The organism is Thermodesulfobacteriota bacterium, assembly GCA_036482575.1.
Taxonomy (GTDB): Bacteria; Desulfobacterota; GWC2-55-46; order GWC2-55-46; family JAUVFY01; genus JAZGJJ01.
Map to the genome: position 1 here is coordinate 1 of JAZGJJ010000040.1, position 19,841 is coordinate 19,841.

Below are 19,841 nucleotides of genomic sequence, written 5' to 3' on the forward strand. Positions count from 1 at the left end.
AGACGGGGGTCTCGGTGTCGGCGAGGATGTCCCGCGAGACCGAGACGACGTTATGGTCCCGGGCCATCTTCTTGAACTCCTCTAAGGGAGGGAAATATATGGCTTTTTTCATAGTCATATCCGTAATCATAAAAGGTTATCACACAGCCGTCGCGCGAGTCAAACGGCACTGGCCAGCGTGACGCGGCTAAAAGCCGTTTTGCCTTCTTCTCCAAATAAAAAGGCCGTGGGTTTGTACCCACGGCCTTGAGGTTGCTATGAAACTCCGACTACGGCAAGGCTGCGGGCATACTGATACCATCCAGCCGCCACCAACCGGTGAGGCCCGCCGCCGTCAGAAACTCTTCGGATATTTTTGCCGTGCCGTAAATCATCTTATCATGTAAACGCATCAAGCGGTGTTTGTCAACCCTACCCCTTCTTTCTGGTTGCGGTCTTTTTGGCCGCGGGCTTTTTCGGGGCCGCCTTCTTGGCCGCTACAGGCTTCTTCGTGGCCGCCTTCCTGGCTGCCGCGGCCTTCTTCGGAGCTACAGGCTTTTTGGCGGCCGCTTTCCTGGGTGCCGCTTTCTTGGCCGCGGGCTTCTTTTTGGCCGGCTTGTCCGATGCCCCCTCGGCCGGTGCCTTCCCCTCCACGAGCTCTATTATGGACATGGGTGCGCAGTCGCCCGGCCTGACCCCGATCTTCAGCACCCTGGTGTAGCCGCCGCTGCGCTCCATGTACATCGGTGCGACCTCGGCAAAGAGGCTCGTCACCGCTCTCTTGCTGCCCATGAAGGCCATGGCGCGGCGCCGGGCCGAGAGCGTACCGCGCTTGCCGAGGGTTATCATCTTCTCGGCGTAACGCCTGAGCTCCTTCGCCTTCGGCAGGGTGGTACGTATCCGTCCCTTGGTAATAAGGTCGTTGGTGAGGTTGGCCATCATACACCTTAAGTGCCCCGAGGGCCTCGAAAACCTCTTATCGTCCCTGTTGTGTCTCATATCTCCCCCGTACCTTTACGCCGGCTCCTTGCGCTCAAGGTGCACCTTATCGAGATCTTCCCTCGGAGGGAAACCCTCGAGATTCATACCGAAATCCAGCCCCATGCCGTGGAGTATCTCCTTTATCTCGTTGAAGGACTTCCTGCCGAAGTTCTTGGTCTTGAGCATCTCCTGGTCGGTCTTACGCACCATCTCGCCGATGTACTTGATGTTGGCGTTCTTAAGGCAGTTCGCGGACCTGACCGAGAGCTCAAGCTCGTCGACCGTCTTAAAGAGGTTCTCGTTGAAGGCGGGCCTGACTTCGGACCCCTCCTCGACCTCTTCATGCCCCTCTTCGAAGGTGATAAATACGCTCAACTGGTCCTTCAATATCTTGGCGGCTATGGCCACGGCGTTCTGCGGGTCCACCGCCCCGGTGGTCCACACCTCCATGGTAAGCTTATCGTAATCGGTCCTCTGGCCGACCCTCGCGTGTGTGACGTCGAAGTTCACCTTCGAGACCGGCTGGAATATCGAGTCTATGGGTATGGTGCCGATCGGCTGTTCCGGGGCCTTGTTCCTCTCGGCCGGGACGTAGCCCTGACCCGTGCCGGCCTCCATCTCGCAATCGATCTTCCCGTCCTTGGCGATCGAGACTATGTGGAGGTCCGGGTTAAGCACACCGACGGAATCGTCGGTCTCCAGGTCGGAGGCCTTGACCTCGGCCGGCCCCTTTATCTTGAGCTTCAAGGTCCTGGGGCCCTCGCCGTCCATGCTGAGCCTGACCTGCTTCAGGTTAAGTATCATGTCGGAGACGTCCTCCTTCACCCCGGAGATGGAGGAGAACTCATGCAGCACGCCGTCGAACCTGACACTGGTTATAGCCGCGCCGCGCAGCGAGGACAGGAGTATCCTCCTCAGAGAGTTCCCCACGGTAAGCCCGAAACCCCTCTCCATGGGCTCGGCTACGAACTTGCCGTAGGTGTCGGTAAGTGTGTCCCTGTCGACCTCTAGTTTTTTAGGCTTAACCAGTTCACGCCAGTTTTTCTGCATAATACCCCCGTTTTAAGATTGCCGTTCCTTATAATAAATGACCTACTTCGAGTAAAGCTCCACTATAAGATGTTCCTGTATCGGCAGGGTGGTGTCCTCTCTTTTAGGGAGCCTCATCACGGTGCCCTTGAAGTCGTCCTTCTCGAGCGAGAGCCATTCCGGAACGCCTCTCCTCTCGACGGCCCCGATGCTCTCCGCGAACCTGGCCACCTTCCTGCTCTTCTCCGCAAGGGCCACGATATCGTTTGCCCTTATACAGTAGGACGGGATGTTGACCTTCTTGCCGTTCACCCGGAAGTGGCCCTGGGTGACGAGCATCCGCGCCTCGCTCCTCGAACTGGTGAAACCGAGCCGGTAGACCACGTTGTCGAGCCTCCTCTCAAGAAGACTCATGAGGTTCTCTCCCGTCACGCCCCTGATCCTCTCGGCCCTGCGGAAGGTGTTCCTGAACTGCCCTTCCATGAGCCCGTAGACGCGCTTTACCTTCTGCTTCTCTCTCAGCTGCAGCGCGTACTCGCTGGTCTTGCTCCTGCCCTGGCCGTGCTGGCCCGGGGGGTAGCTCCTCCTCTCAAAGGAACACCTGTCCGTGTAGCACCTGTCGCCCTTGAAAAAGAGCTTCATTCCCTCGCGCCTGCAGAGCTTACATACTGATTCCTTATACCTTGCCACGTCTTCCTCCCTTGCCTTTTTAGACCCTTCTTCTCTTTGGCGGCCTGCACCCGTTGTGCGGTATAGGCGTTACGTCCCTTATAAGGCTTATGCTGAAGCCCGCGGACTGGAGCGCCCTGAGGGCCGCCTCTCTGCCCGCCCCGGGGCCGTTTATATAAACGTCCACCGTCCTCATACCGCATTCCATCGCCTTCTTTGCCGCGCCCTCGGCGGCCTTCTGCGCCGCGAACGGCGTACCCTTCCTCGAACCCTTGAAGCCGGAACTGCCCGAGCTGGACCACGCGATCACGTTACCCGCCGGGTCGGCAATGGTCACTATAGTGTTGTTGAAGGTGGCCTTTATGTGCGCCACGCCCCTGGATATGTTCTTCTTCTCTTTCTTGCCCTTAGCCATCTCTCTTCCTCCGTCTTAGTCCGCCTTCTTTATCGAAACGGCGCCCTTGCGCGGGCCCTTCCTGGTCCTCGCGTTGGTGCTGGTCCTTTGACCCCGCACCGGAAGGTTCTTCCTGTGCCTTATTCCCCTGTAGGCGCCGATATCGACGAGCCTCTTTATGTGCATGGAGACCTCACGCCTCAAGTCACCTTCCACGGTATGGCTCGCATCTATGGCCTTCCTTATGTCCGTTACCTGGGCCTCGGTAAGGTCCTTGGTCCTTACGGCGGGGTCCACACCGGCCTCGGCGAGTATCTTCCTGCTGGACACCCTGCCTATGCCGTAGATCTTGGTCAGTGCGATGTCGGTCCTCTTGTTCTTGTCCAGGTCGACTCCGGCAATCCTTGCCACCTTAAAACCTCCTTGCTTTTACGGCGAGCCCTACCCCTGCCTCTGCTTATGCTTGGGGTTTACGCAGACCACCCTTACAACGCCCTTGCGCTTTACTATCTTGCACTTGGTGCACATCTTCTTTACCGAACTTCTTACTTTCATGTCCGCCTCTCCGGGTCCGCCGCTCCCCGTCTACTTTGCCCTGTAGGTTATCCTCCCACGGGTCAAGTCGTACGGCGAGAGCTCCACCGTCACCTTGTCGCCAGGGAGTATCTTTATGAAGTACATCCTCATCTTTCCCGAAACGTGGGCCAGCACCTTGTGGCCGTTCTCGAGCTCCACGCGGAACATGGCGTTCGGCAGCGTCTCGACGACCGTACCCTCGACCTCTATGGCATCTTCTTTGGGCATCCCCGTTCCTTAAAGCCTGCTCAACACGTAAGGCCCGTTTCCGGTTATGGCCACGGAGTGCTCGAAGTGCGCCGAGAGTCTTCCGTCCGCCGTCACCGCGGTCCAGCCGTCGTCGAGAATATCAATATCGGCGGTACCCGCGTTTATCATGGGCTCGAGGGCGAGGACCATACCCTCCTTAAGCCTCACACCCCTGCCGGCTTTGCCGAAGTTCGGGACCTGCGGGGGCTCGTGCAGTTCCCTTCCGATGCCGTGCCCCACAAAGGCCGTAACGACCGAAAAGCCCTCGTCCTCGGCATGGCTCTGTATGGAGGCCGATATGTCGAAAAGCCGGCCCCCCACCCGCGCGCGGTCTATACCCCTCTCAAGCGCCCCCTCGGTGACCGCCATGAGCCTCTCGGCCTCTTCCGAAACCTCGCCGATAGCCATGGTAACCGCCGCGTCCCCGTAAAACCCGTCATGATATACGCCGCAGTCTATACTGAGTATGTCGCCTTCTTCCAGGATCCTCTTCGACGGCATCCCGTGCACGACCTCCTCGTTAACCGAGGTACAAAGGCAGAACGGGTAATCCCTGTAACCCTTGAAGGCCGGCCTGGCCTTCCTCCTGGCGAGTTCCTCTTCGCATATCCTCTCGAGGTCCATCGTGGTCGCGCCGGCCCTGACCGACTCTTTCAACCTCTGAAGGACCTCTGCCACTATCAGGTTGACCTTTCTTAGCGTCTCTATCTCATCGCTGGACTTAAGTATTATCGCTTCCTCTCTCAATGGCGCTCACTATACTGTCTGTTATCCGGTCAACCTCGCCCCTGCCGTCAACGGCCCTGAAGGTCCCCTTCTTCTTATAGTAGCCGGCGAGCGGGAACGTCTCCTTCCCGTACACGTCGAGCCTTTCGCTGATAGTCTTTTCCGTGTCGTCGTCCCTCTGGTAGAGCTCCTCGCCGCAGGCGTCGCATATGCCCTCTTTAGCGGGCGGGTTGAAGGTGGTATGGTAAGCGGCGGCGCACTCCCTGCAAACCCTCCGGCCGCCGAGCCGCTTCACCAACTCCTCCCTGTCCACCTCTATGCCGATAACGAGGCCTATCGTCCTGCCGGTCTTCGCGAGCATCTCCTCGGTGGCCTCGGCCTGGGCGATGTTCCTGGGGAAGCCGTCGAGTATGAACCCCGCGGCGCAGTCCGGCTTTTCTATGCGCCATGCCACCATGCCGACGACGATCTCGTCGGGGACGAGCGCCCCCCTGTCCATATATTCCCTGGCCTTCTTGCCGAGCGCCGTCTCTTCGCTTACGTTGGCCCGGAGGATGTCGCCTGTCGATATCTGGGGGACGTTGAACCTCTCTGACAAGAGCTTCGCCTGGGTGCCCTTGCCGGCACCCGGTGCGCCCAACAGTACCATATTCACGGCATCCTCCTTATTTCCCCTTCTTAAGGAACCTGTCGTAGGACCTCGCCATCATGTGGCTCTCGACGTGCTGTGCCGTATCCAAGGCAACGCCCACCACAATGAGGAGCGCGGTCCCGCCGAAGTAGAACGGGACGTTGAACCTCCATTGGAGTATGGACGGCAGAACGCAGACCGCCGAGAGGTAGAGCCCCCCCCAGAGCGTCAGCCTCGTTAGTATTCTGTCTATGTAGTCGGCCGTATTCGGGCCGGGCCTTATCCCCGGCACGAAGCCGCCGTTCTTCTTCAAGTTCTCCGCCACGTCCTTCGGGTCGAACTGTATGGCGGTATAAAAGTAGGCAAAGAATATTATCAAGGCCACAAAGATGGCGTTGTATAGAATGCCGCCCGGGGACAGACTGTCGGCCAGGAACTGCATGCCCGGGACGTCTATAAACTGCGCCACGGTCGCCGGGAATATGATGATCGAGGAGGCGAATATCGGGGGTATGACCCCCGCGGAGTTCACCTTCAGCGGCAGGTGCTGCGTCCCGCCGGCCGTCATCTTCCTGCCGACGACCCTCCTCGGATACTGTATGGGTATCCTCCTCTGCGCCGTCTCCATGAACACGATGAAGCCTATCACCCCTATCATGAGGAAAAGGAGGAGCAGCACCACGAGCGCGGCCATCTCCCCGGAACGCACCTGGGTTATAGTGTTCCCGATGGCCGACGGCATCATCGCCACTATGCCGGCGCAGATTATAAGAGATATGCCGTTGCCTATCCCCCTTTCGGTTATCTGCTCCCCGAGCCACATTATAAAGGCCGTGCCCGCGGTGAGCGTTATCATGGTCATTATCCTGAAGGACCACCCCGGGGTGAGGACTATGGGCTCGCCGGCCGGCCCCTCCATCCTCTCAAGGCCGACGCTTATCATGAGTCCCTGCACGGCGGCCAGGACCACCGTCAGGTACCTCGTATACTCGGTTATCTTCTTCCTTCCCTGCTCGCCTTCCTTCTTGAGCTTCTCGATCGTGGGAGAGACCACGGTCATGAGCTGCAGTATAATGGAGGCGCTTATGTAGGGCATGATGCCGAGAGCGAAGACTGAAAACCTCTCGAGCGCCCCACCGGTGAACATCGTGGCGAAGTCCAGTATCGTGCCCCTGGCGGCCTTGAAGAACCCCGCCAGCGCCTCCGCGTCCACCCCCGGAGTCGGAATAAACACCCCTATCCTGTATATCGCCAACAGGATAAGGGTCAGCATTATCCTGCGGTTAAGCTCCGGTATCTTGGATATACTCGGGAATGCGGCCAACTACACTACCTCCGCCTTGCCGCCGGCGGCCTCTATCTTCTCCCTGGCGGACTTGCTGAAGCATGCGACCTTGACCGTAAGTTTTTTCTTTATCTCTCCCTCACCGAGTATCTTCACCCCTACTCCCTTTTTCCTTAGAAGACCTTTGTCCAGAAGGGCCGCGGCATCGACCGTGTCCCCGGAACTGAAGGCCTCGGAGAGCCTGCCAACGTTAAACACGCTGTAGGAGGTCTTGAATATGTTGGTAAAGCCCCTCTTCGGGAGCCGCCTCTGAAGCGGCATCTGCCCGCCCTCGAAGCCGGCCTTCACGCCCCCGCCGGCCCTGGAGTTCTGTCCCTTGGTCCCCCTGCCGCAGGTCTTGCCGAGCCCGGAGCCCTCTCCGCGACCGACCCTCTTGGGTTTCTTTACCGCCCCGCTCGGGGGCTTCAGCCTGCTAAGCATAACTATACCTTCTCCACCGTTACCAGGTGGGAAACCTTGTTTATCATGCCCCTTATAGCCGGGGTGTCCCGAAGCTCCCTGGAGCCGTTAAGCCTCTTCAGCCCGAGCCCCAGAAGCGTCCGTTTCTGCCTCTCCGGGTACCCGCTGCCGCTCTTTTTCAATGTGACCTTTATTTTTGCGTCTCCGGACATTGACTCAACTCCTCTACCATTTTGCCTCTGAGCCCGGCGACCGTCTCGGGGCTCCTCAGCTGTTCAAGCGCGTTTAAGGTGGCCTTCACGACGTTGTGCGGGTTGTTGGACCCGAGCGACTTCGTGAGCACGTTCTGTATGCCGACGGTCTCGACCACGGCCCTCACCCCGCCTCCGGCGATTATGCCGGTGCCGGGAGCGGCCGGTTTCATTATGACCCTGCCCGCGCCGTAGGCGCCCACGACCGCGTGCGGTATCGTATCCTTTATGATGGGGACGGTAAAGAGCGACTTCTTGGCGTTCTCCGTAGCCTTCCTTATGGCCTCGGGCACCTGGTTGGCCTTGCCGAGCCCTACCCCGACCTTGCCCTTGCCGTCGCCGGCTACCACTATGGCGTTGAAGCTGAAACGCTTCCCGCCCTTGACCACCTTCGCTACCCTGTTAAGGTATACGAGCCGGTCCTTAAGCTCCCTGGTATCCGTGTCCGTCCTTTTCAAAGACCCTCCTTCTCTTAGAACTCAAGCCCCGAGGCCCTGGCCCCATCGGCCAGCGCCTTTACCCTGCCGTGGTAGAGGTAGGCGCTTCTGTCGAAAACGACCTTCACCACACCCTTTTCTTTTGCGAGCTTCCCCACGAACTCCCCTACTTTCCTGGCCGCGTCGACCTTGCTCAGCTTGGAGAGCTCGCCCTTCAGACCTTCATTCATCGTGGATGCCGTGAGCACGACCCTGCCCGCCGGGTCATCGATTATCTGGGCGTATATGTGCTTGTTGCTCCGGTACACGTTGAGCCTCATGCGCTCCGCGCCGCCCCGCACCTTCTTCCTTACCCTGGCCTTTCTCCTATCGTGGCCGGTACGCTTTTTTACCATTCCCGCCATAACACCTCTCGCTTAAGCGGCGCCCTTGCCCGCCTTGCCTGCCTTCCGCCTTACCTGCTCACCGGCGTACCTGACACCCTTGCCCTTATACGGCTCGGGCTTCCTGAACGCCCTTATCTCCGCGGCGGCCTGTCCTACCCGCTGTTTGTCCGCGCCCTTGACCGTAACCGAGGTCTGCTTGTCCACGGAGGCCTTTATGCCCTCGGGCAACTTGTATGTAACAGGTTTGGAGTAGCCCAGATACAGCACAAGGCCGTCTCCCTTGACTTCGGCCTTGTACCCAACTCCGACTATCTCGAGCTTTTTCTCGAACCCCTCGGAGACACCCTTGATCATGTTGGCTATAAGGGTCCTCGTAAGGCCGTGCAGCTCCCTCGATATCCTGCCGCCGCCGTCCCTGGGAGAGACCTTCACCGTGGAGCCGCTTATATCCACGGAGACCTCATCCCTTACGGACAGACCCAGGCTCCCCCCCGGGCCCTTCACGCTCAGGGTACTACCGGCCATCGCGACCTTGATGCCGCTCGGGACCTCTATCGGTATCTTTCCTATACGTGACATACGGTTCGTATCCTCGCCCGACCCGTCAGTAGACGGAACAGAGTACCTCTCCACCGACCTTCAGTTCCCTCGCCTTGCTGTCGGTGATAACCCCTTTCGAGGTCGAGAGTATGGCAACGCCGAGGCCGTTCAATATCCTCGGCACATCTTCGCTCCCAACGTATACCCTGCATCCGGGCTTGCTCACCCTCCGGATGTTCGTTATAACGCTCTTCTTCGAAGGCGCGTACTTCAGCTTTATCTTTATCGTCCCCTGCTTGTTGTCCTTGGTGAAGGCGGCGTCGGTGATGTAGCCCTCCTCCTTGAGTATCCTGGCCACCTCGCACTTGAGCTTCGAGCCGGGCACGGTAAGGTCGGGGTGCTTGGCCCCTATGGCGTTCCTTATCCTGGTAAGTAAATCCGCAATGGGATCTGTCATCGTCATATTCTATACTCTCCCGCTGTCTTTAAGGGTCCCTTGGACCTACCAGCTCGACTTCGTAACGCCCGGCAGGTCTCCCCTCAAGGCCATATCGCGCAGGCATATCCTGCACATGTCGAACTTCCTGTAGTACGCCCTCGCCCTCCCGCACACGGGACAGCGGTTGTACTCCCTGACCTTGAACTTCTTCTTCCTCTTGGCCTTCGCTATAAGAGACTTCTTTGCCAATCAAACACCTCCGGACTGCCGCGGCCGGTTAGGCGCCGCGTAAAACAGCCTAATTCCTGAACGGCATCCCCATGTGCTTGAGGAGCGCCTTTGCCTCCTCGTCCGACCCTGCCGTCGTGGTTATGGTTATGTTGAGTCCCCTTATCCTGTCTATCTTGTCGTAGTCTACCTCGGGGAAGACTATTTGCTCTTTTATGCCGAGCGTATAGTTGCCCCTTCCGTCGAAGGACCTGTCGGGTATCCCCTTGAAGTCCCTTATCCTCGGTATGGCGAAGTTCACGAGCCTGTCGAAGAACTCGTACATCATGTTCCCCCTGAGCGTCACCGCGCACCCGATGGGCATGCCCTCCCTGAGCTTGAAGTTGGCTATCGACTTCCTGGCCCTGGTGACGATCGGCTTCTGGCCCGCAATAGCGGCCATGTCCTTCACCGCCGCGTCTATAACCTTGATATCATTGATCGCCTCGCCCAACCCCATATTGAGATTTATCTTCTTCAGCTTCGGCACCTCCATGGGGTTGCCGTAGCCGAACTCCTTCATCATGGCCGGGGCGACGTCCTTTACGTATATCTCCTTGACTCTCGGCCTCATTTGTCGAGTACCTCGCCGCACTTCCTGCAACACCTCGCCCTTCTGCCGTCCTCCAGGAGCTTCTTCCCGACCCTGACGGGCTTGTTGCACTTATCGCAAATTATCATTACGTTCGAGACGGCTATGGGCGCCTCTTTTTCGATTATCCCTCCGTGGCGGTGCTTGGAGGAGGGCTTGGTATGGCGCTTGACCATATTGAGCTTTTCGAGCACCACCGTCCCGCGGTTGGGTATGACGCGCATAACCCTGCCGGTCTTGCCCTTCTCCTTGCCGCTCACGACCATTACCTGGTCGTCCTTCCTTATCTTATATCTCGGGTTCGGGATCATAGTTGTGTCCTCACAGCACCTCTGGTGCCAACGAAATTATCTTCATGAACTTCTTGGCCCGGAGCTCCCTCGCCACGGGGCCGAATATCCTGGTGCCTATGGGCTCGTTGTCCTTGGTAAGCAGCACCACCGAGTTCTCGTCGAACTTTATGTGCGAGCCGTCGGCGCGCTTGGACCCCTTTACGGTCCTCACGACCACGGCCCTTATCACTTCACCCTTCTTGACCTTGGACTGGGGTATGGCTTCCTTTATACTGCCCACTATAACGTCCCCTATGCGGGCGTAAGTCTTGTTCGAGGCCGCCACCACGCGTATACAGTAGACCTTTCTCGCGCCTGAGTTGTCGGCGACCCCCACCACTGACTGCATCTGGATCATTTCGCCTTCTCCAGAATCTCCGTAACACGCCACCTCTTGCGACTGCTCATGGGGCGGGTCTCCACTATAGACACCCTGTCCCCGCGGCCGCACTCGCCCTTCTCGTCGTGGGCCATGTACTTGACATGCTTCTTTATGTACTTCCCGTAAAGCGGGTGCTTGGTGACTCTCTCTATGGAGACGACCACGCTCTTTTGCATGCTGTCTTTCAGGACATTGCCCACCAGTATTTTCCTTCTGCCCCTGCTATCCGCCATGGTGCGCCTCTCTCTCCTTCTCGGCTATTATGGTCTTGGTCCTCGCGATGTCCCTTCTCACAAAACGGATCTTCAGGGGGTTCTCGGACTGCCCGCCCGCCTGCTGCATCCTGAGGTTGAAGAGCTCGGAGGCGAGGTCCTCTTCGGTCTTCCTAATCTCGTCGAGGGTCATGGCCCTCAGCTCTTCGGGCTTCATACCGCCTCCCTCTTTACGAACCTGGTCGGTATGGAGAGCTTGTGCGCCGCGCGCCTGAACGCCTCCTTGGCGACCTCCTCGGTGACGCCCTCCATCTCGTAAAGTATACGTCCCGGCTTTATGACGGCCACCCAGTCCTCGGGCGCGCCCTTGCCCTTGCCCATCCTGGTCTCGGCCGGCTTTTTGCTTATGGGCTTATCCGGGAACATCCTTATCCATATCTTGCCGCCCCTTTTTATATAACGGGTCATGGTAATCCTGGCGGCCTCTATCTCGCGCGTGGAGAGCCAGCCGCACTCGATGGCCTTCAGCCCGTACATGCCGAAGCTCAGGGTGGAGCCGCACTGGGCCATCCCCCTGCGCCTGCCGCGCTGCTGTTTACGGAACTTTGTCCTCTTGGGCATCAACATGGTCTATCTACCCTTCGCCTCCGCGGCCGCCTTGCGGGCGGACGCCTTGGTCTCCACGTCACCCTTATAGATAAGGACCTTCACCCCGATAATACCGTAAGTGGTCTTGGCCTCGGCAATGCCGTAGTCTATGTCGGCCTTAAGTGTATGGAGCGGCACGCGGCCGTCCCTGTACCACTCGCTGCGGGCTATCTCGCTGCCGCCGAGCCTGCCCGCGCATGTTATCTTTATCCCCTTGGCACCCATCCTGAGCGCCGTCGAGACGGCCTTCTTCATGGCCCGCCTGAAGGCGACCCTCCTTATAAGCTGCATTGCCACGTTCTCGGCGACGAGTTGGGCCTCTATGTCGGGCTTCCTGACCTCCACTATGTCCAGGTCCACGGGCTTGCCTATGACCCCGACGAGCTGCTTTTTCATAAGGTCCACCTCGGCCCCCCTCTTCCCTATGACTATACCCGGCCTGGCGGTATGGATTATGACCTTCACGTTGTCCGCGGCCCGCTCTATCTCTATCCTGGATATGCCCGCGTGGTAGAGCCGCTTCTTAACGAACTCCCTTATCTTCAGGTCCTCGTGCACGCACTTGGCGTAGTTCTTCTCGGCGTACCACCTGGAACTCCAGCCCCTGTATATCCCGAGCCTGAAACCTATAGGATGAACCTTCTGACCCAAACCAACCTCCTTGGCTGTCGCGGAACTCTACTTCCGCTCGCCGAGCACGATCGTTATGTGGCTCGACCTTTTACGTATTACGTTCGCCCTGCCCATGGCCCTCGGCCTCATGCGCTTCACGGTCGGGCCTTTATCCACGCACGCGGCTTTAATGAAAAGCCTGTCGCCCTCGAGCTTGTCGTTGTTCTCGGCGTTGGCCACGGCACTCTTCAGAACTTTTCTGACGTCCCTGGCAACGGCCTTGTTGCTCAAGTCCAGCACCGAGAGCGCTTCGTCCACCCGCTTCCCCCTTATCTGGTCCACGACAAGACGCGCCTTCTGCGGAGAAACTTTTACGTACTTTGCGATAGCTCTGGTTTCCATAATAAGCTACTTCTTGGGTGCCGCCACCCTGGTCTTCTTAAGACCCGAGTGCCCGTGGAATGTACGGGTCGGGGAGAACTCCCCGAGCCTGTGCCCTATCATGTTCTCGGTTATAAAAACCGGGATGAACTTTTTCCCGTTATGCACCGCTATGGTGAGACCCACCATCTCGGGCACTATCATCGACCGCCTGGACCAGGTCTTTATGACCTTCCTGCTCTTCTGCTCTACGGCCCTGTCGACTTTCCTCGTCAGGTGGTCGTCAACGAACGGTCCTTTCTTAAGAGATCTCACTACTTTTTCTTCCTCCTGGTCACTATATACCTGTCCGAGTCCTTCCGTTTCTTCCTCGTCTTATATCCCTTGGCCAGCACTCCCCATGGACTCTGGGGGTGGTTCCTTCCCTTGCTCTTGCCCTCTCCTCCGCCGTGGGGGTGGTCGACCGGGTTCATGACCACGCCCCTTACCCTGGGGAGCCTGCCGAGCCAGCGGTTCCTGCCCGCCTTGCCTATGGACACGTTCTCGTGGTCGAGGTTGCCGAGCTGCCCGATGGTGGCATAGCAGTCCTGGCGGATAAGCCTGACCTCGTTGGAGGGGAGCTTTACGGTAGCGTACTTGCCCTCCTTGGCCATAAGCTGCGCGTAGCCGCCGGCGCTCCTTACGAGCTGCCCGCCCTTGCCGACCTTCATCTCGATATTATGGACGAAGGTTCCCAGCGGTATGGTGCCGAGCGGCAGCGCGTTCCCGGGGCGTATGTCCGCGCCCTCTCCGGCCATGACCGTATCGCCGGCGCCGAGCTCGTGGGGGGCGAGTATGTACCTCTTTTCACCGTCCGCGTAATGGAGGAGCGCTATATTGGCCGAGCGGTTCGGGTCGTACTCGATGGCCGCGACCTTGGCGGGCACACCTCGTTTATCCCGCTTGAAGTCTATAAGCCGGAGGAGCCTCTTATGCCCCCCGCCCCTCCAGCGGCTCGTTACCCTGCCCCTGACATTGCGGCCGCCGGTGCGTTTCCTGGGTACGGTAAGCGCCTTCTCGGGCCTCTTATCTCCGTCCCCCTCGAATACGACCGTCGTTCTCTCTCTCGTTCCCGGAGAGGTTGGTTTATAGGTCTTTATCGGCATAACTTCCTAACCCTTATGCTCCCCCGAAAAGCTCTATGCTATCGCCCTTTTTAAGCGATACGTAGGCCTTTTTCCTGAGAGGCCTCCTGCCGGAATATTTTCCCATCCTCTTTACCTTGCCCTGCAGCCTGTGGGTGTTCACGCCGGTGACCCCCACGTTAAAGATCTTCTCGACCGCCTCTTTTATCTCTTTCTTATTGGCCTTCGGATTCACCCAGAAAACGACGGTGTTCCCCTCTCCGCCCTGCATGGCCGACTTCTCGGTTATAACCGGCCCCTTTATTATCGAGTAATGGTCCTTCATCATAACGTGGACTCCACCTTTTCAAAGGCGTTCTTTGCCATCACCAACTCGTCGTAGCGCAGCACGTCATAAACGTTAAGACCCGCCACGTCAATGGCCTTGAAGGCCTGAAGGTTCCTGGTGGCGAGTTCGAGGTTCCTGCTCCTCCCGTCTGTGACCACGAGTGCACTGGTGAGCTTCGCCTTCCCGAAAAGCTCCAGCGCCTCTTTGCTCCTGGGCTCCTTGAGCTCGATCGTGTCTAATATCCTGAGCTTGCCTTCGTTAATCTTCAACTGGAGTGCCGACTTGAGCGCGCCCCTTACGACCTTTTTCGGTACCTTGTAGGAGTAGTCCCTGGGCTTCGGACCGAAGGTAACTCCACCGTGCCTCCATATAGGCGACCTCTTCGAGCCTACCCTCGCCCTTCCGCTCCCCTTCTGCTTCCAGGGCTTGGCCCCGCTCCCGCGCACTTCGGCTCGCGTCTTGGTCGAGGCGGTACCGGCCCTCCTGGAGGCCAGCTGCATCTTAACCACCTCGTAGAAGAGCGCTTCGTTCACCTTGCCGTCGAAAAGCCCCTCTTTGAGCTCCAGCGTGGAAACTTTCTTCCCGTCAGCGTTAAGTACGTCCACGGTCGCCATGACTAACCCCGCCCCTTCTTCTTAATAGATCTCGTTATGGTAAGGACCGCGCCCATCGGGCCGGGCACGCAGCCCTTAACGAGCATGATGTTCTCTTCCTCGTTGATGTCGACGACCTCCAGGTTCTGTATGGTAATTTCCTTATTTCCCATCTGTCCCGGCAACTTAATCCCCTTGAAGACCTTCGAGGGGTAGGCGCTCTGCCCTATGGAGCCCGGGGCCCTGTTGTGCCCGGAGCCGTGGCTCATCGGTCCCCTGCTGAAGTTCCACCTCTTTATCACGCCTGCAAAGCCCCTGCCCTTGGAGCGGGCGCGTATGTCCACCACGTCACCCACCTTGAAGACCTCCGAGCACTTAACGGCCTGGCCCGGCTTGTAGGCGTCCAGTTCCTCGCCCCCGAACTCGGCGACATGATACAGGTTCGGGGTGCCCGCCTTCTTGAAGTGCCCCTGCATGGGTTTCGGCGTCCTCGCCTCTTTCTTCTCCTCGAAGCCGAGTTGGACCGCGTCGTAGCCGTCCTTCTCGCGGGTCTTACGCTGCGTTACGTGGCAGAGATCGGCCTTCACGACGGTCACCGGTACCACACGGTCAGCGGAGAAGATCTGAGTCATCCCTAATTTTTTGGCAAGTATGCCTTCTATCATTGTCTATAAACCCGTTATGCGTGTTAAAGGCCGTGATGCGTAAGAAAACCCGTGATGCGTGTGCGTGATGCGTTATGCGTGAAAAACCATACTGCGCAAGAAGACCCGTGGTGCGTGCGCTTATTTAAAGTTCTTTCCGCATCACGTATAACGTACACGCATCACGGCCTTTTTTAATCCAGCTTCAACTCTACGTCCACGCCCGCGGGCAGGTCGAGCCTCATAAGTGCGTCGACCGTATGCTGCGTGGGCTCCATTATGTCCATCAGCCTCTTATGGGTCCTTATCTCGAACTGTTCCCTGCTCTTCTTATCGACGTGCGGGGAGCGCAGGACGCAGAACTTATTTATCTTGGTCGGCAGCGGTATGGGGCCCTTGATGGTCGCACCCGTCCGCCTGGCGGTCTCCACTATTTCCTTCACCGACCTGTCAAGCAGCCTGTGATCGTAGGCCTTAAGCCTTATTCTTATTTTCTGGTTATCCACTTTCTCCCCTTAAGTGCCGTTATGCGTGTTAAAGGCCGTGATGCGTGTGCGTTATACGTGATGCGTAAAAGGCTTTTTCTTCGCGCACACGGCCTTCCTACTCTACTACCTTGGTTACGACCCCGGCCCCGACGGTCCTGCCGCCTTCCCTTATCGCGAACCTCACGCCCTCCTCCATCGCTATCGGCGTGATGAGCTCTATGTCCAGGTTCACGTTGTCCCCGGGCATCACCATCTCCGTACCCTCGGGTAAAGTCGACACGCCGGTCACGTCCGTCGTACGGAAGTAAAACTGCGGACGGTAGCCGTTAAAGAACGGCGTGTGACGACCGCCCTCTTCCTTCGTCAAGATATAGACCTCGCCCTTGAACTTCGTGTGCGGCGTTATCGCGCCGGGCTTGGTCAGCACCTGACCTCGCTCGACGTCCTCCTTCTTCGTACCCCTCAGAAGGCAGCCCACGTTATCTCCGGCACGGCCCTCGTCAAGGAGTTTACGGAACATCTCGACACCCGTTACGGTCGTCTTCTGGGTGTCCTTCAAGCCGACTATCTCTATCTCTTCGCCGACCTTTACTATCCCCCGCTCGATACGGCCCGTTACGACCGTGCCTCTGCCGGATATCGAAAAAACGTCCTCAACGGGCATCAGGAACGGCTTGTCTATGTCGCGCTTGGGCTCTGGTATGTACTCGTCGAGCGTGCTCATAAGCTTCAGGATCGGGCCGCACGCCTCGCACTCCGCCTTGCCGCAGCCGCACTCGAGTGCCTTCAGCGCACTCCCCGAAACGATCGGTATGTCGTCGCCGGGAAACTTGTACATCGAGAGCAGCTCTCTTACCTCTAACTCCACCAATTCGAGAAGGTCCTTATCGTCCACCTGGTCGGTCTTGTTCAGGAAGACCACTATGTAGGGCACCTCCACCTGGCGCGCCAGAAGGATGTGCTCGCGGGTCTGAGGCATCGGGCCGTCGGCGGCCGAGACAACCAGCACCGCCCCGTCCATCTGCGCCGCTCCGGTTATCATGTTCTTCACGTAGTCGGCGTGGCCCGGACAGTCTATGTGCGCGTAGTGGCGGTTGTCGGTCTGGTACTCGACGTGCGAAATGGATATCGTAAGACCCCTCTCCTTCTCCTCCGGGGCACGGTCTATCTGGTCGTAGGCGAGGAAGTCGGCCTGCCCCCTGGTGCTCAAGACCTTGGTTATGGCGGCCGTGAGCGTGGTCTTGCCGTGATCCACGTGGCCGATCGTACCTACGTTTACGTGCGGCTTGTCCCTCTCGAATTTGGCCTTGCTCATAACTCTACCTCCAAAAAAAATTTAAGTAGTTCCCGCCGTTTTCAGTATGTGCGTTTCCGCCTAACCTGCCTGCGCCTTGGCCGTAAGCTCTTTCATGACCGAGTTCGGGACTTCTTCGTAGTGGGAGAACTGCATGGTAAAAGAGGCCCTTCCCTGCGTCTTGCTCCTAAGGTCGGTGACGTATCCGAACATATTGGCCAGCGGCACGGTCGAAGATATCACCTGCGAGCCGCTGCGGGTGTCCATGCCGAGCACCTTCCCTCTTCTCGAGTTAAGGTCCCCTATCACGTCTCCCATGAACTGTTCCGGCACAACGACCTCGACGGCCATTATGGGCTCGAGGAGGACCTGGCCCGCCTGCTTCGATGCCTCTTTGAAGCCGATCGAGCCGGCTATCTTAAAGGCCATCTCGGAAGAGTCAACGTCATGGTAGGAGCCGTCGAAGAGGGTTACCTTCACGTCGACCACCGGGCAGCCGGAAAGGATGCCGGCCTCCGTGGCCTCCCTGATACCGTTTTCGACCGCCGAGATATACTCTCTGGGCACGACCCCGCCCACTATTTTATTTACGAACTCAAAGCCACCGCCCCTTGGCTGGGGCTCGACCTCGAGCCAGACGTGTCCGTACTGTCCCCTTCCGCCGGTCTGCTTCACGTACCTGCCCTCGGCCGTAACGCTCCGGCTAATGGTCTCCTTGTAGGCGACCTGCGGTTTTCCTACGCTGGCCTCGACCTTGAACTCCCTCAAGAGCCTGTCCACTATTATTTCGAGGTGCAGTTCGCCCATGCCGGATATTATGGTTTGGCCGGTCTCTTCGTCGGTTTTCATCTTGAAGGAGGGGTCCTCTACCGTGAGTTTTTGAAGGCTGGTCCCGAGCTTTTCCTGGTCGGCCTTTGTCTTCGGCTCTATGGCGATGCTCACCACGGGTTCCGGCACATCGAGGGATTCGAGGAGCACCGCGTTGTCCTCATCACAGATGGTATCGCCCGTGGTGGTGTACTTCATGCCCACGGCCGCGGCTATGTCGCCGGCGAAGACCTGCTTTACCTCCTCGCGCTGGTCGGCGTGCATCCTGAGGAGCCTGCCTATCCTCTCTTTCTTACCTTTAGTGGAGTTGTATGTGTATGAACCGGAGCTCATCGTACCGGAGTAGACCCGGAAGAAGGTGAGCTGCCCTACGTAGGTGTCGGTCATAATCTTAAAGGCCAGGGCCGAGAACGGAGCCGAGTCATCCGCCTTTTTTTCGATATCGTTACCGGTATCGACCTCTACCGCCTTTATGGCCTTTACGTCCACGGGCGAGGGAAGGTAGTCGATGACCGCGTCGAGGAGCGTCTGTACCCCCTTGTTCTTGAACGCCGTGCCGCAGAATACCGGTGTGATGCCCATATCGAGAGTGCCTTTTCTAATCGCCTTTTTAAGCTCCTCCTCGCCTATCTCTTCACCTTCGAGGAACTTCTCCATAAGCGCCTCGTCGAAGTCCGCGGCCGCCTCCAGGAGCTTCTCTCTGTACTCTTTGTAAAGCTCTTTCATATCCGCCGGTATATCCTCGACCCTGTATTCGGCCCCGAGCGTCGACTCCTCCCATATGAGCGCTTTGCCCGAGACGATGTCCACGACCCCCTTGAAGAACTCCTCCGAGCCTACGGGCAGGTGCATAAGGACGGCCCGGGTACCGAGCCTGTCGACCATCATGCCCACCACATGGAAGAGGTCCGAGCCCACGCGGTCCATCTTGTTCACGAAGGCGATCCTCGGGACCCCGTACTTATCGGCCTGCCGCCAGACGGTTTCGCTCTGGGGCTCCACCCCGCCGACCGCGCAGAAGACCGCCACCGCGCCGTCGAGGACCCTGAGAGACCTCTCGACCTCTATGGTGAAGTCCACGTGTCCCGGGGTATCGATAATATTTATGGTGTGGTCTTTCCAGGAGCAGGTGGTGGCCGCCGACGTAATGGTTATCCCCCGCTCCCTCTCCTGCTCCATCCAGTCCATGACCGCGGTGCCCTCGTGGACCTCCCCGATCTTGTAGGTGACCCCGGTATAGTAGAGGACCCTCTCGGTGGTGGTGGTCTTGCCCGCGTCTATATGGGCCATGATCCCGATATTCCTCTGTTTTTCTATGGGTATGGCCCTTGCCACTTTAGAAGACCTCTCTCCTCCGGCACGAGCCTTTGGTTTCGGCTCGACCCGTGGAGTCTCTTTCAATAACGCACCGTTCACAACCTTACTCTGAAACCTCCGTTACGCTTGCAAACTGAAAAGCTCTACTACCATCTATAATGGGCGAACGCCTTGTTGGCCGCGGCCATCTTGTGTACGTCTTCCCTCTTCTTCACGGCCCCGCCCCTTCCGGCCGCGGCGTCCATGAGTTCGGCCGCGAGCTTATCCTTCATGGACTTCCCGCTCCTGCTCCTGGCATAACTGGAAAGCCACCTGAGCGCGAGCGACATCTTCCTGTCGGGCCTTACCTCGATGGGCACCTGGTAGGTGGCCCCGCCGACCCTTCTGGATTTGACCTCGAGCGTGGGCTTTACGTTATCAAGCGCCTTTTTGAATACCTTCAAGGGGTCGCCCTTGGTCTTCTCCTCGATCACGTCGAAGGCACCGTAAAGCACCCTCTCGGCCACGCTCTTCTTGCCGTCGCTCATGAGCTTGCTCACGAACTTCGCGACACCGGCGTCTCCGTACTTGGGGTCCGGGGTGACCCGCCTCTTTGGAGCTATTCCCTTCCTTGACATTCACTTCCTCCTTAACGCACAAGCAAGTCAGAAGAACGAAGCCTCCCGACTTGCTCCATGGGCTCGACCGGAGCCCGGCTCTACTTTGCCCTCTTGGCGCCGTACTTGCTGCGGCTCTGTTTCCTGTCCTGGACACCCACGGTATCCATGA

34 protein-coding genes are annotated in these 19,841 nt (G+C 58.3%); all 34 read right to left on the reverse strand.

Translation table 11 applies throughout. The features are described from left to right. Positions 1-411: 411 nt before the first annotated feature. Positions 412-978, reverse strand: a complete 567-nt coding sequence (rplQ, locus tag V3W31_01795; GenBank protein ID MEE9613669.1) for a 50S ribosomal protein L17 — start codon at positions 976-978, stop codon at positions 412-414. A 15-nt stretch (positions 979-993) separates the two neighbouring features. Then, positions 994-2,010, reverse strand: coding sequence for a DNA-directed RNA polymerase subunit alpha (locus V3W31_01800; GenBank protein ID MEE9613670.1), 1,017 nt, complete (start codon positions 2,008-2,010; stop codon positions 994-996). A 42-nt stretch (positions 2,011-2,052) separates the two neighbouring features. After that, a complete protein-coding gene (gene rpsD / locus V3W31_01805) occupies positions 2,053-2,679 on the reverse strand; it encodes a 30S ribosomal protein S4 (GenBank protein ID MEE9613671.1) in 627 nt (208 codons plus the stop codon). A gap of 19 nt (positions 2,680-2,698) precedes the next feature. Next, entirely contained in the window at positions 2,699-3,073 is a 375-nt protein-coding gene (gene rpsK, locus V3W31_01810; GenBank protein ID MEE9613672.1) for a 30S ribosomal protein S11, read from the reverse strand. Between the two features lie 15 nt (positions 3,074-3,088). Further along, a complete protein-coding gene (gene rpsM / locus V3W31_01815) occupies positions 3,089-3,463 on the reverse strand; it encodes a 30S ribosomal protein S13 (GenBank protein MEE9613673.1) in 375 nt (124 codons plus the stop codon). A gap of 30 nt (positions 3,464-3,493) precedes the next feature. Beyond that, complete coding sequence (gene rpmJ / locus V3W31_01820; protein MEE9613674.1) at positions 3,494-3,607, reverse strand: 50S ribosomal protein L36; 114 nt, start codon at positions 3,605-3,607, stop codon at positions 3,494-3,496. Positions 3,608-3,637: 30 nt separating this feature from the next. Then, complete coding sequence (gene infA, locus V3W31_01825; GenBank protein MEE9613675.1) at positions 3,638-3,856, reverse strand: translation initiation factor IF-1; 219 nt, start codon at positions 3,854-3,856, stop codon at positions 3,638-3,640. Positions 3,857-3,865: 9 nt separating this feature from the next. After that, positions 3,866-4,624: a type I methionyl aminopeptidase gene (map, locus tag V3W31_01830; GenBank protein MEE9613676.1), complete on the reverse strand. Its 759-nt coding sequence runs from the start codon at positions 4,622-4,624 to the stop codon at positions 3,866-3,868. Then, positions 4,599-5,258, reverse strand: coding sequence for an adenylate kinase (locus V3W31_01835; GenBank protein MEE9613677.1), 660 nt, complete (start codon positions 5,256-5,258; stop codon positions 4,599-4,601). Before V3W31_01835 ends, map begins: the two co-directional genes overlap by 26 nt. Positions 5,259-5,268: 10 nt before the next feature. After that, a complete protein-coding gene (gene secY, locus V3W31_01840) occupies positions 5,269-6,507 on the reverse strand; it encodes a preprotein translocase subunit SecY (protein MEE9613678.1) in 1,239 nt (412 codons plus the stop codon). 51 nt (positions 6,508-6,558) lie between these two features. Beyond that, a complete protein-coding gene (rplO, locus tag V3W31_01845; GenBank protein ID MEE9613679.1) occupies positions 6,559-6,999 on the reverse strand; it encodes a 50S ribosomal protein L15 in 441 nt (146 codons plus the stop codon). A gap of 2 nt (positions 7,000-7,001) precedes the next feature. Next, positions 7,002-7,190, reverse strand: a complete 189-nt coding sequence (rpmD, locus tag V3W31_01850; GenBank protein MEE9613680.1) for a 50S ribosomal protein L30 — start codon at positions 7,188-7,190, stop codon at positions 7,002-7,004. Beyond that, positions 7,169-7,687, reverse strand: coding sequence for a 30S ribosomal protein S5 (gene rpsE, locus V3W31_01855; GenBank protein MEE9613681.1), 519 nt, complete (start codon positions 7,685-7,687; stop codon positions 7,169-7,171). Before rpsE ends, rpmD begins: the two co-directional genes overlap by 22 nt. Before the next feature lie 14 nt (positions 7,688-7,701). Beyond that, positions 7,702-8,061, reverse strand: a complete 360-nt coding sequence (gene rplR, locus V3W31_01860) for a 50S ribosomal protein L18 (protein ID MEE9613682.1) — start codon at positions 8,059-8,061, stop codon at positions 7,702-7,704. Between the two features lie 21 nt (positions 8,062-8,082). After that, complete coding sequence (rplF, locus tag V3W31_01865; protein MEE9613683.1) at positions 8,083-8,631, reverse strand: 50S ribosomal protein L6; 549 nt, start codon at positions 8,629-8,631, stop codon at positions 8,083-8,085. Positions 8,632-8,656: 25 nt separating this feature from the next. After that, positions 8,657-9,055 carry a 30S ribosomal protein S8 gene (gene rpsH, locus V3W31_01870; protein ID MEE9613684.1) on the reverse strand — a complete coding sequence of 133 codons (399 nt, stop codon included), beginning with the start codon at positions 9,053-9,055 and terminating at the stop codon, positions 8,657-8,659. Between the two features lie 39 nt (positions 9,056-9,094). Next, positions 9,095-9,280, reverse strand: coding sequence for a type Z 30S ribosomal protein S14 (locus V3W31_01875; protein MEE9613685.1), 186 nt, complete (start codon positions 9,278-9,280; stop codon positions 9,095-9,097). Positions 9,281-9,329: 49 nt separating this feature from the next. After that, positions 9,330-9,872: a 50S ribosomal protein L5 gene (gene rplE / locus V3W31_01880; protein ID MEE9613686.1), complete on the reverse strand. Its 543-nt coding sequence runs from the start codon at positions 9,870-9,872 to the stop codon at positions 9,330-9,332. Beyond that, positions 9,869-10,201: a 50S ribosomal protein L24 gene (gene rplX, locus V3W31_01885; GenBank protein ID MEE9613687.1), complete on the reverse strand. Its 333-nt coding sequence runs from the start codon at positions 10,199-10,201 to the stop codon at positions 9,869-9,871. Before rplX ends, rplE begins: the two co-directional genes overlap by 4 nt. Positions 10,202-10,211: 10 nt before the next feature. Beyond that, on the reverse strand, positions 10,212-10,580 hold the full coding sequence (gene rplN / locus V3W31_01890) for a 50S ribosomal protein L14 (GenBank protein MEE9613688.1): 369 nt from the start codon (positions 10,578-10,580) through the stop codon (positions 10,212-10,214). Continuing rightward, positions 10,577-10,837 (reverse strand): 30S ribosomal protein S17, encoded by a 261-nt coding sequence (gene rpsQ / locus V3W31_01895; GenBank protein ID MEE9613689.1) that lies wholly within the window; start codon positions 10,835-10,837, stop codon positions 10,577-10,579. The genes rplN and rpsQ overlap by 4 nt, the downstream gene beginning before the upstream one ends. Next, positions 10,827-11,033, reverse strand: a complete 207-nt coding sequence (gene rpmC, locus V3W31_01900; GenBank protein MEE9613690.1) for a 50S ribosomal protein L29 — start codon at positions 11,031-11,033, stop codon at positions 10,827-10,829. The genes rpsQ and rpmC overlap by 11 nt, the downstream gene beginning before the upstream one ends. Then, complete coding sequence (gene rplP, locus V3W31_01905; GenBank protein ID MEE9613691.1) at positions 11,030-11,443, reverse strand: 50S ribosomal protein L16; 414 nt, start codon at positions 11,441-11,443, stop codon at positions 11,030-11,032. Before rplP ends, rpmC begins: the two co-directional genes overlap by 4 nt. A 3-nt stretch (positions 11,444-11,446) precedes the next feature. Further along, positions 11,447-12,115 (reverse strand): 30S ribosomal protein S3, encoded by a 669-nt coding sequence (gene rpsC, locus V3W31_01910; GenBank protein MEE9613692.1) that lies wholly within the window; start codon positions 12,113-12,115, stop codon positions 11,447-11,449. Between the two features lie 27 nt (positions 12,116-12,142). Then, entirely contained in the window at positions 12,143-12,478 is a 336-nt protein-coding gene (rplV, locus tag V3W31_01915; GenBank protein ID MEE9613693.1) for a 50S ribosomal protein L22, read from the reverse strand. Between the two features lie 6 nt (positions 12,479-12,484). Then, positions 12,485-12,772, reverse strand: coding sequence for a 30S ribosomal protein S19 (rpsS, locus tag V3W31_01920; GenBank protein MEE9613694.1), 288 nt, complete (start codon positions 12,770-12,772; stop codon positions 12,485-12,487). Beyond that, positions 12,772-13,602, reverse strand: coding sequence for a 50S ribosomal protein L2 (gene rplB / locus V3W31_01925; GenBank protein ID MEE9613695.1), 831 nt, complete (start codon positions 13,600-13,602; stop codon positions 12,772-12,774). The genes rpsS and rplB overlap by 1 nt, the downstream gene beginning before the upstream one ends. A 13-nt stretch (positions 13,603-13,615) precedes the next feature. Continuing rightward, the gene (locus V3W31_01930; GenBank protein ID MEE9613696.1) at positions 13,616-13,909 is read right to left on the reverse strand and encodes a 50S ribosomal protein L23; all 294 of its coding nucleotides are present in this window, start codon (positions 13,907-13,909) and stop codon (positions 13,616-13,618) included. Continuing rightward, positions 13,906-14,523 (reverse strand): 50S ribosomal protein L4, encoded by a 618-nt coding sequence (gene rplD / locus V3W31_01935; protein MEE9613697.1) that lies wholly within the window; start codon positions 14,521-14,523, stop codon positions 13,906-13,908. Before rplD ends, V3W31_01930 begins: the two co-directional genes overlap by 4 nt. A gap of 2 nt (positions 14,524-14,525) precedes the next feature. Further along, positions 14,526-15,167, reverse strand: coding sequence for a 50S ribosomal protein L3 (gene rplC, locus V3W31_01940; protein MEE9613698.1), 642 nt, complete (start codon positions 15,165-15,167; stop codon positions 14,526-14,528). A gap of 173 nt (positions 15,168-15,340) precedes the next feature. Continuing rightward, positions 15,341-15,652 (reverse strand): 30S ribosomal protein S10, encoded by a 312-nt coding sequence (rpsJ, locus tag V3W31_01945; protein MEE9613699.1) that lies wholly within the window; start codon positions 15,650-15,652, stop codon positions 15,341-15,343. A gap of 97 nt (positions 15,653-15,749) precedes the next feature. After that, positions 15,750-16,949, reverse strand: coding sequence for an elongation factor Tu (gene tuf / locus V3W31_01950; protein MEE9613700.1), 1,200 nt, complete (start codon positions 16,947-16,949; stop codon positions 15,750-15,752). Between the two features lie 60 nt (positions 16,950-17,009). After that, a complete protein-coding gene (fusA, locus tag V3W31_01955) occupies positions 17,010-19,091 on the reverse strand; it encodes an elongation factor G (protein ID MEE9613701.1) in 2,082 nt (693 codons plus the stop codon). Positions 19,092-19,219: 128 nt separating this feature from the next. Further along, complete coding sequence (rpsG, locus tag V3W31_01960; protein ID MEE9613702.1) at positions 19,220-19,690, reverse strand: 30S ribosomal protein S7; 471 nt, start codon at positions 19,688-19,690, stop codon at positions 19,220-19,222. Between the last annotated feature and the right edge of the window lie 151 nt (positions 19,691-19,841).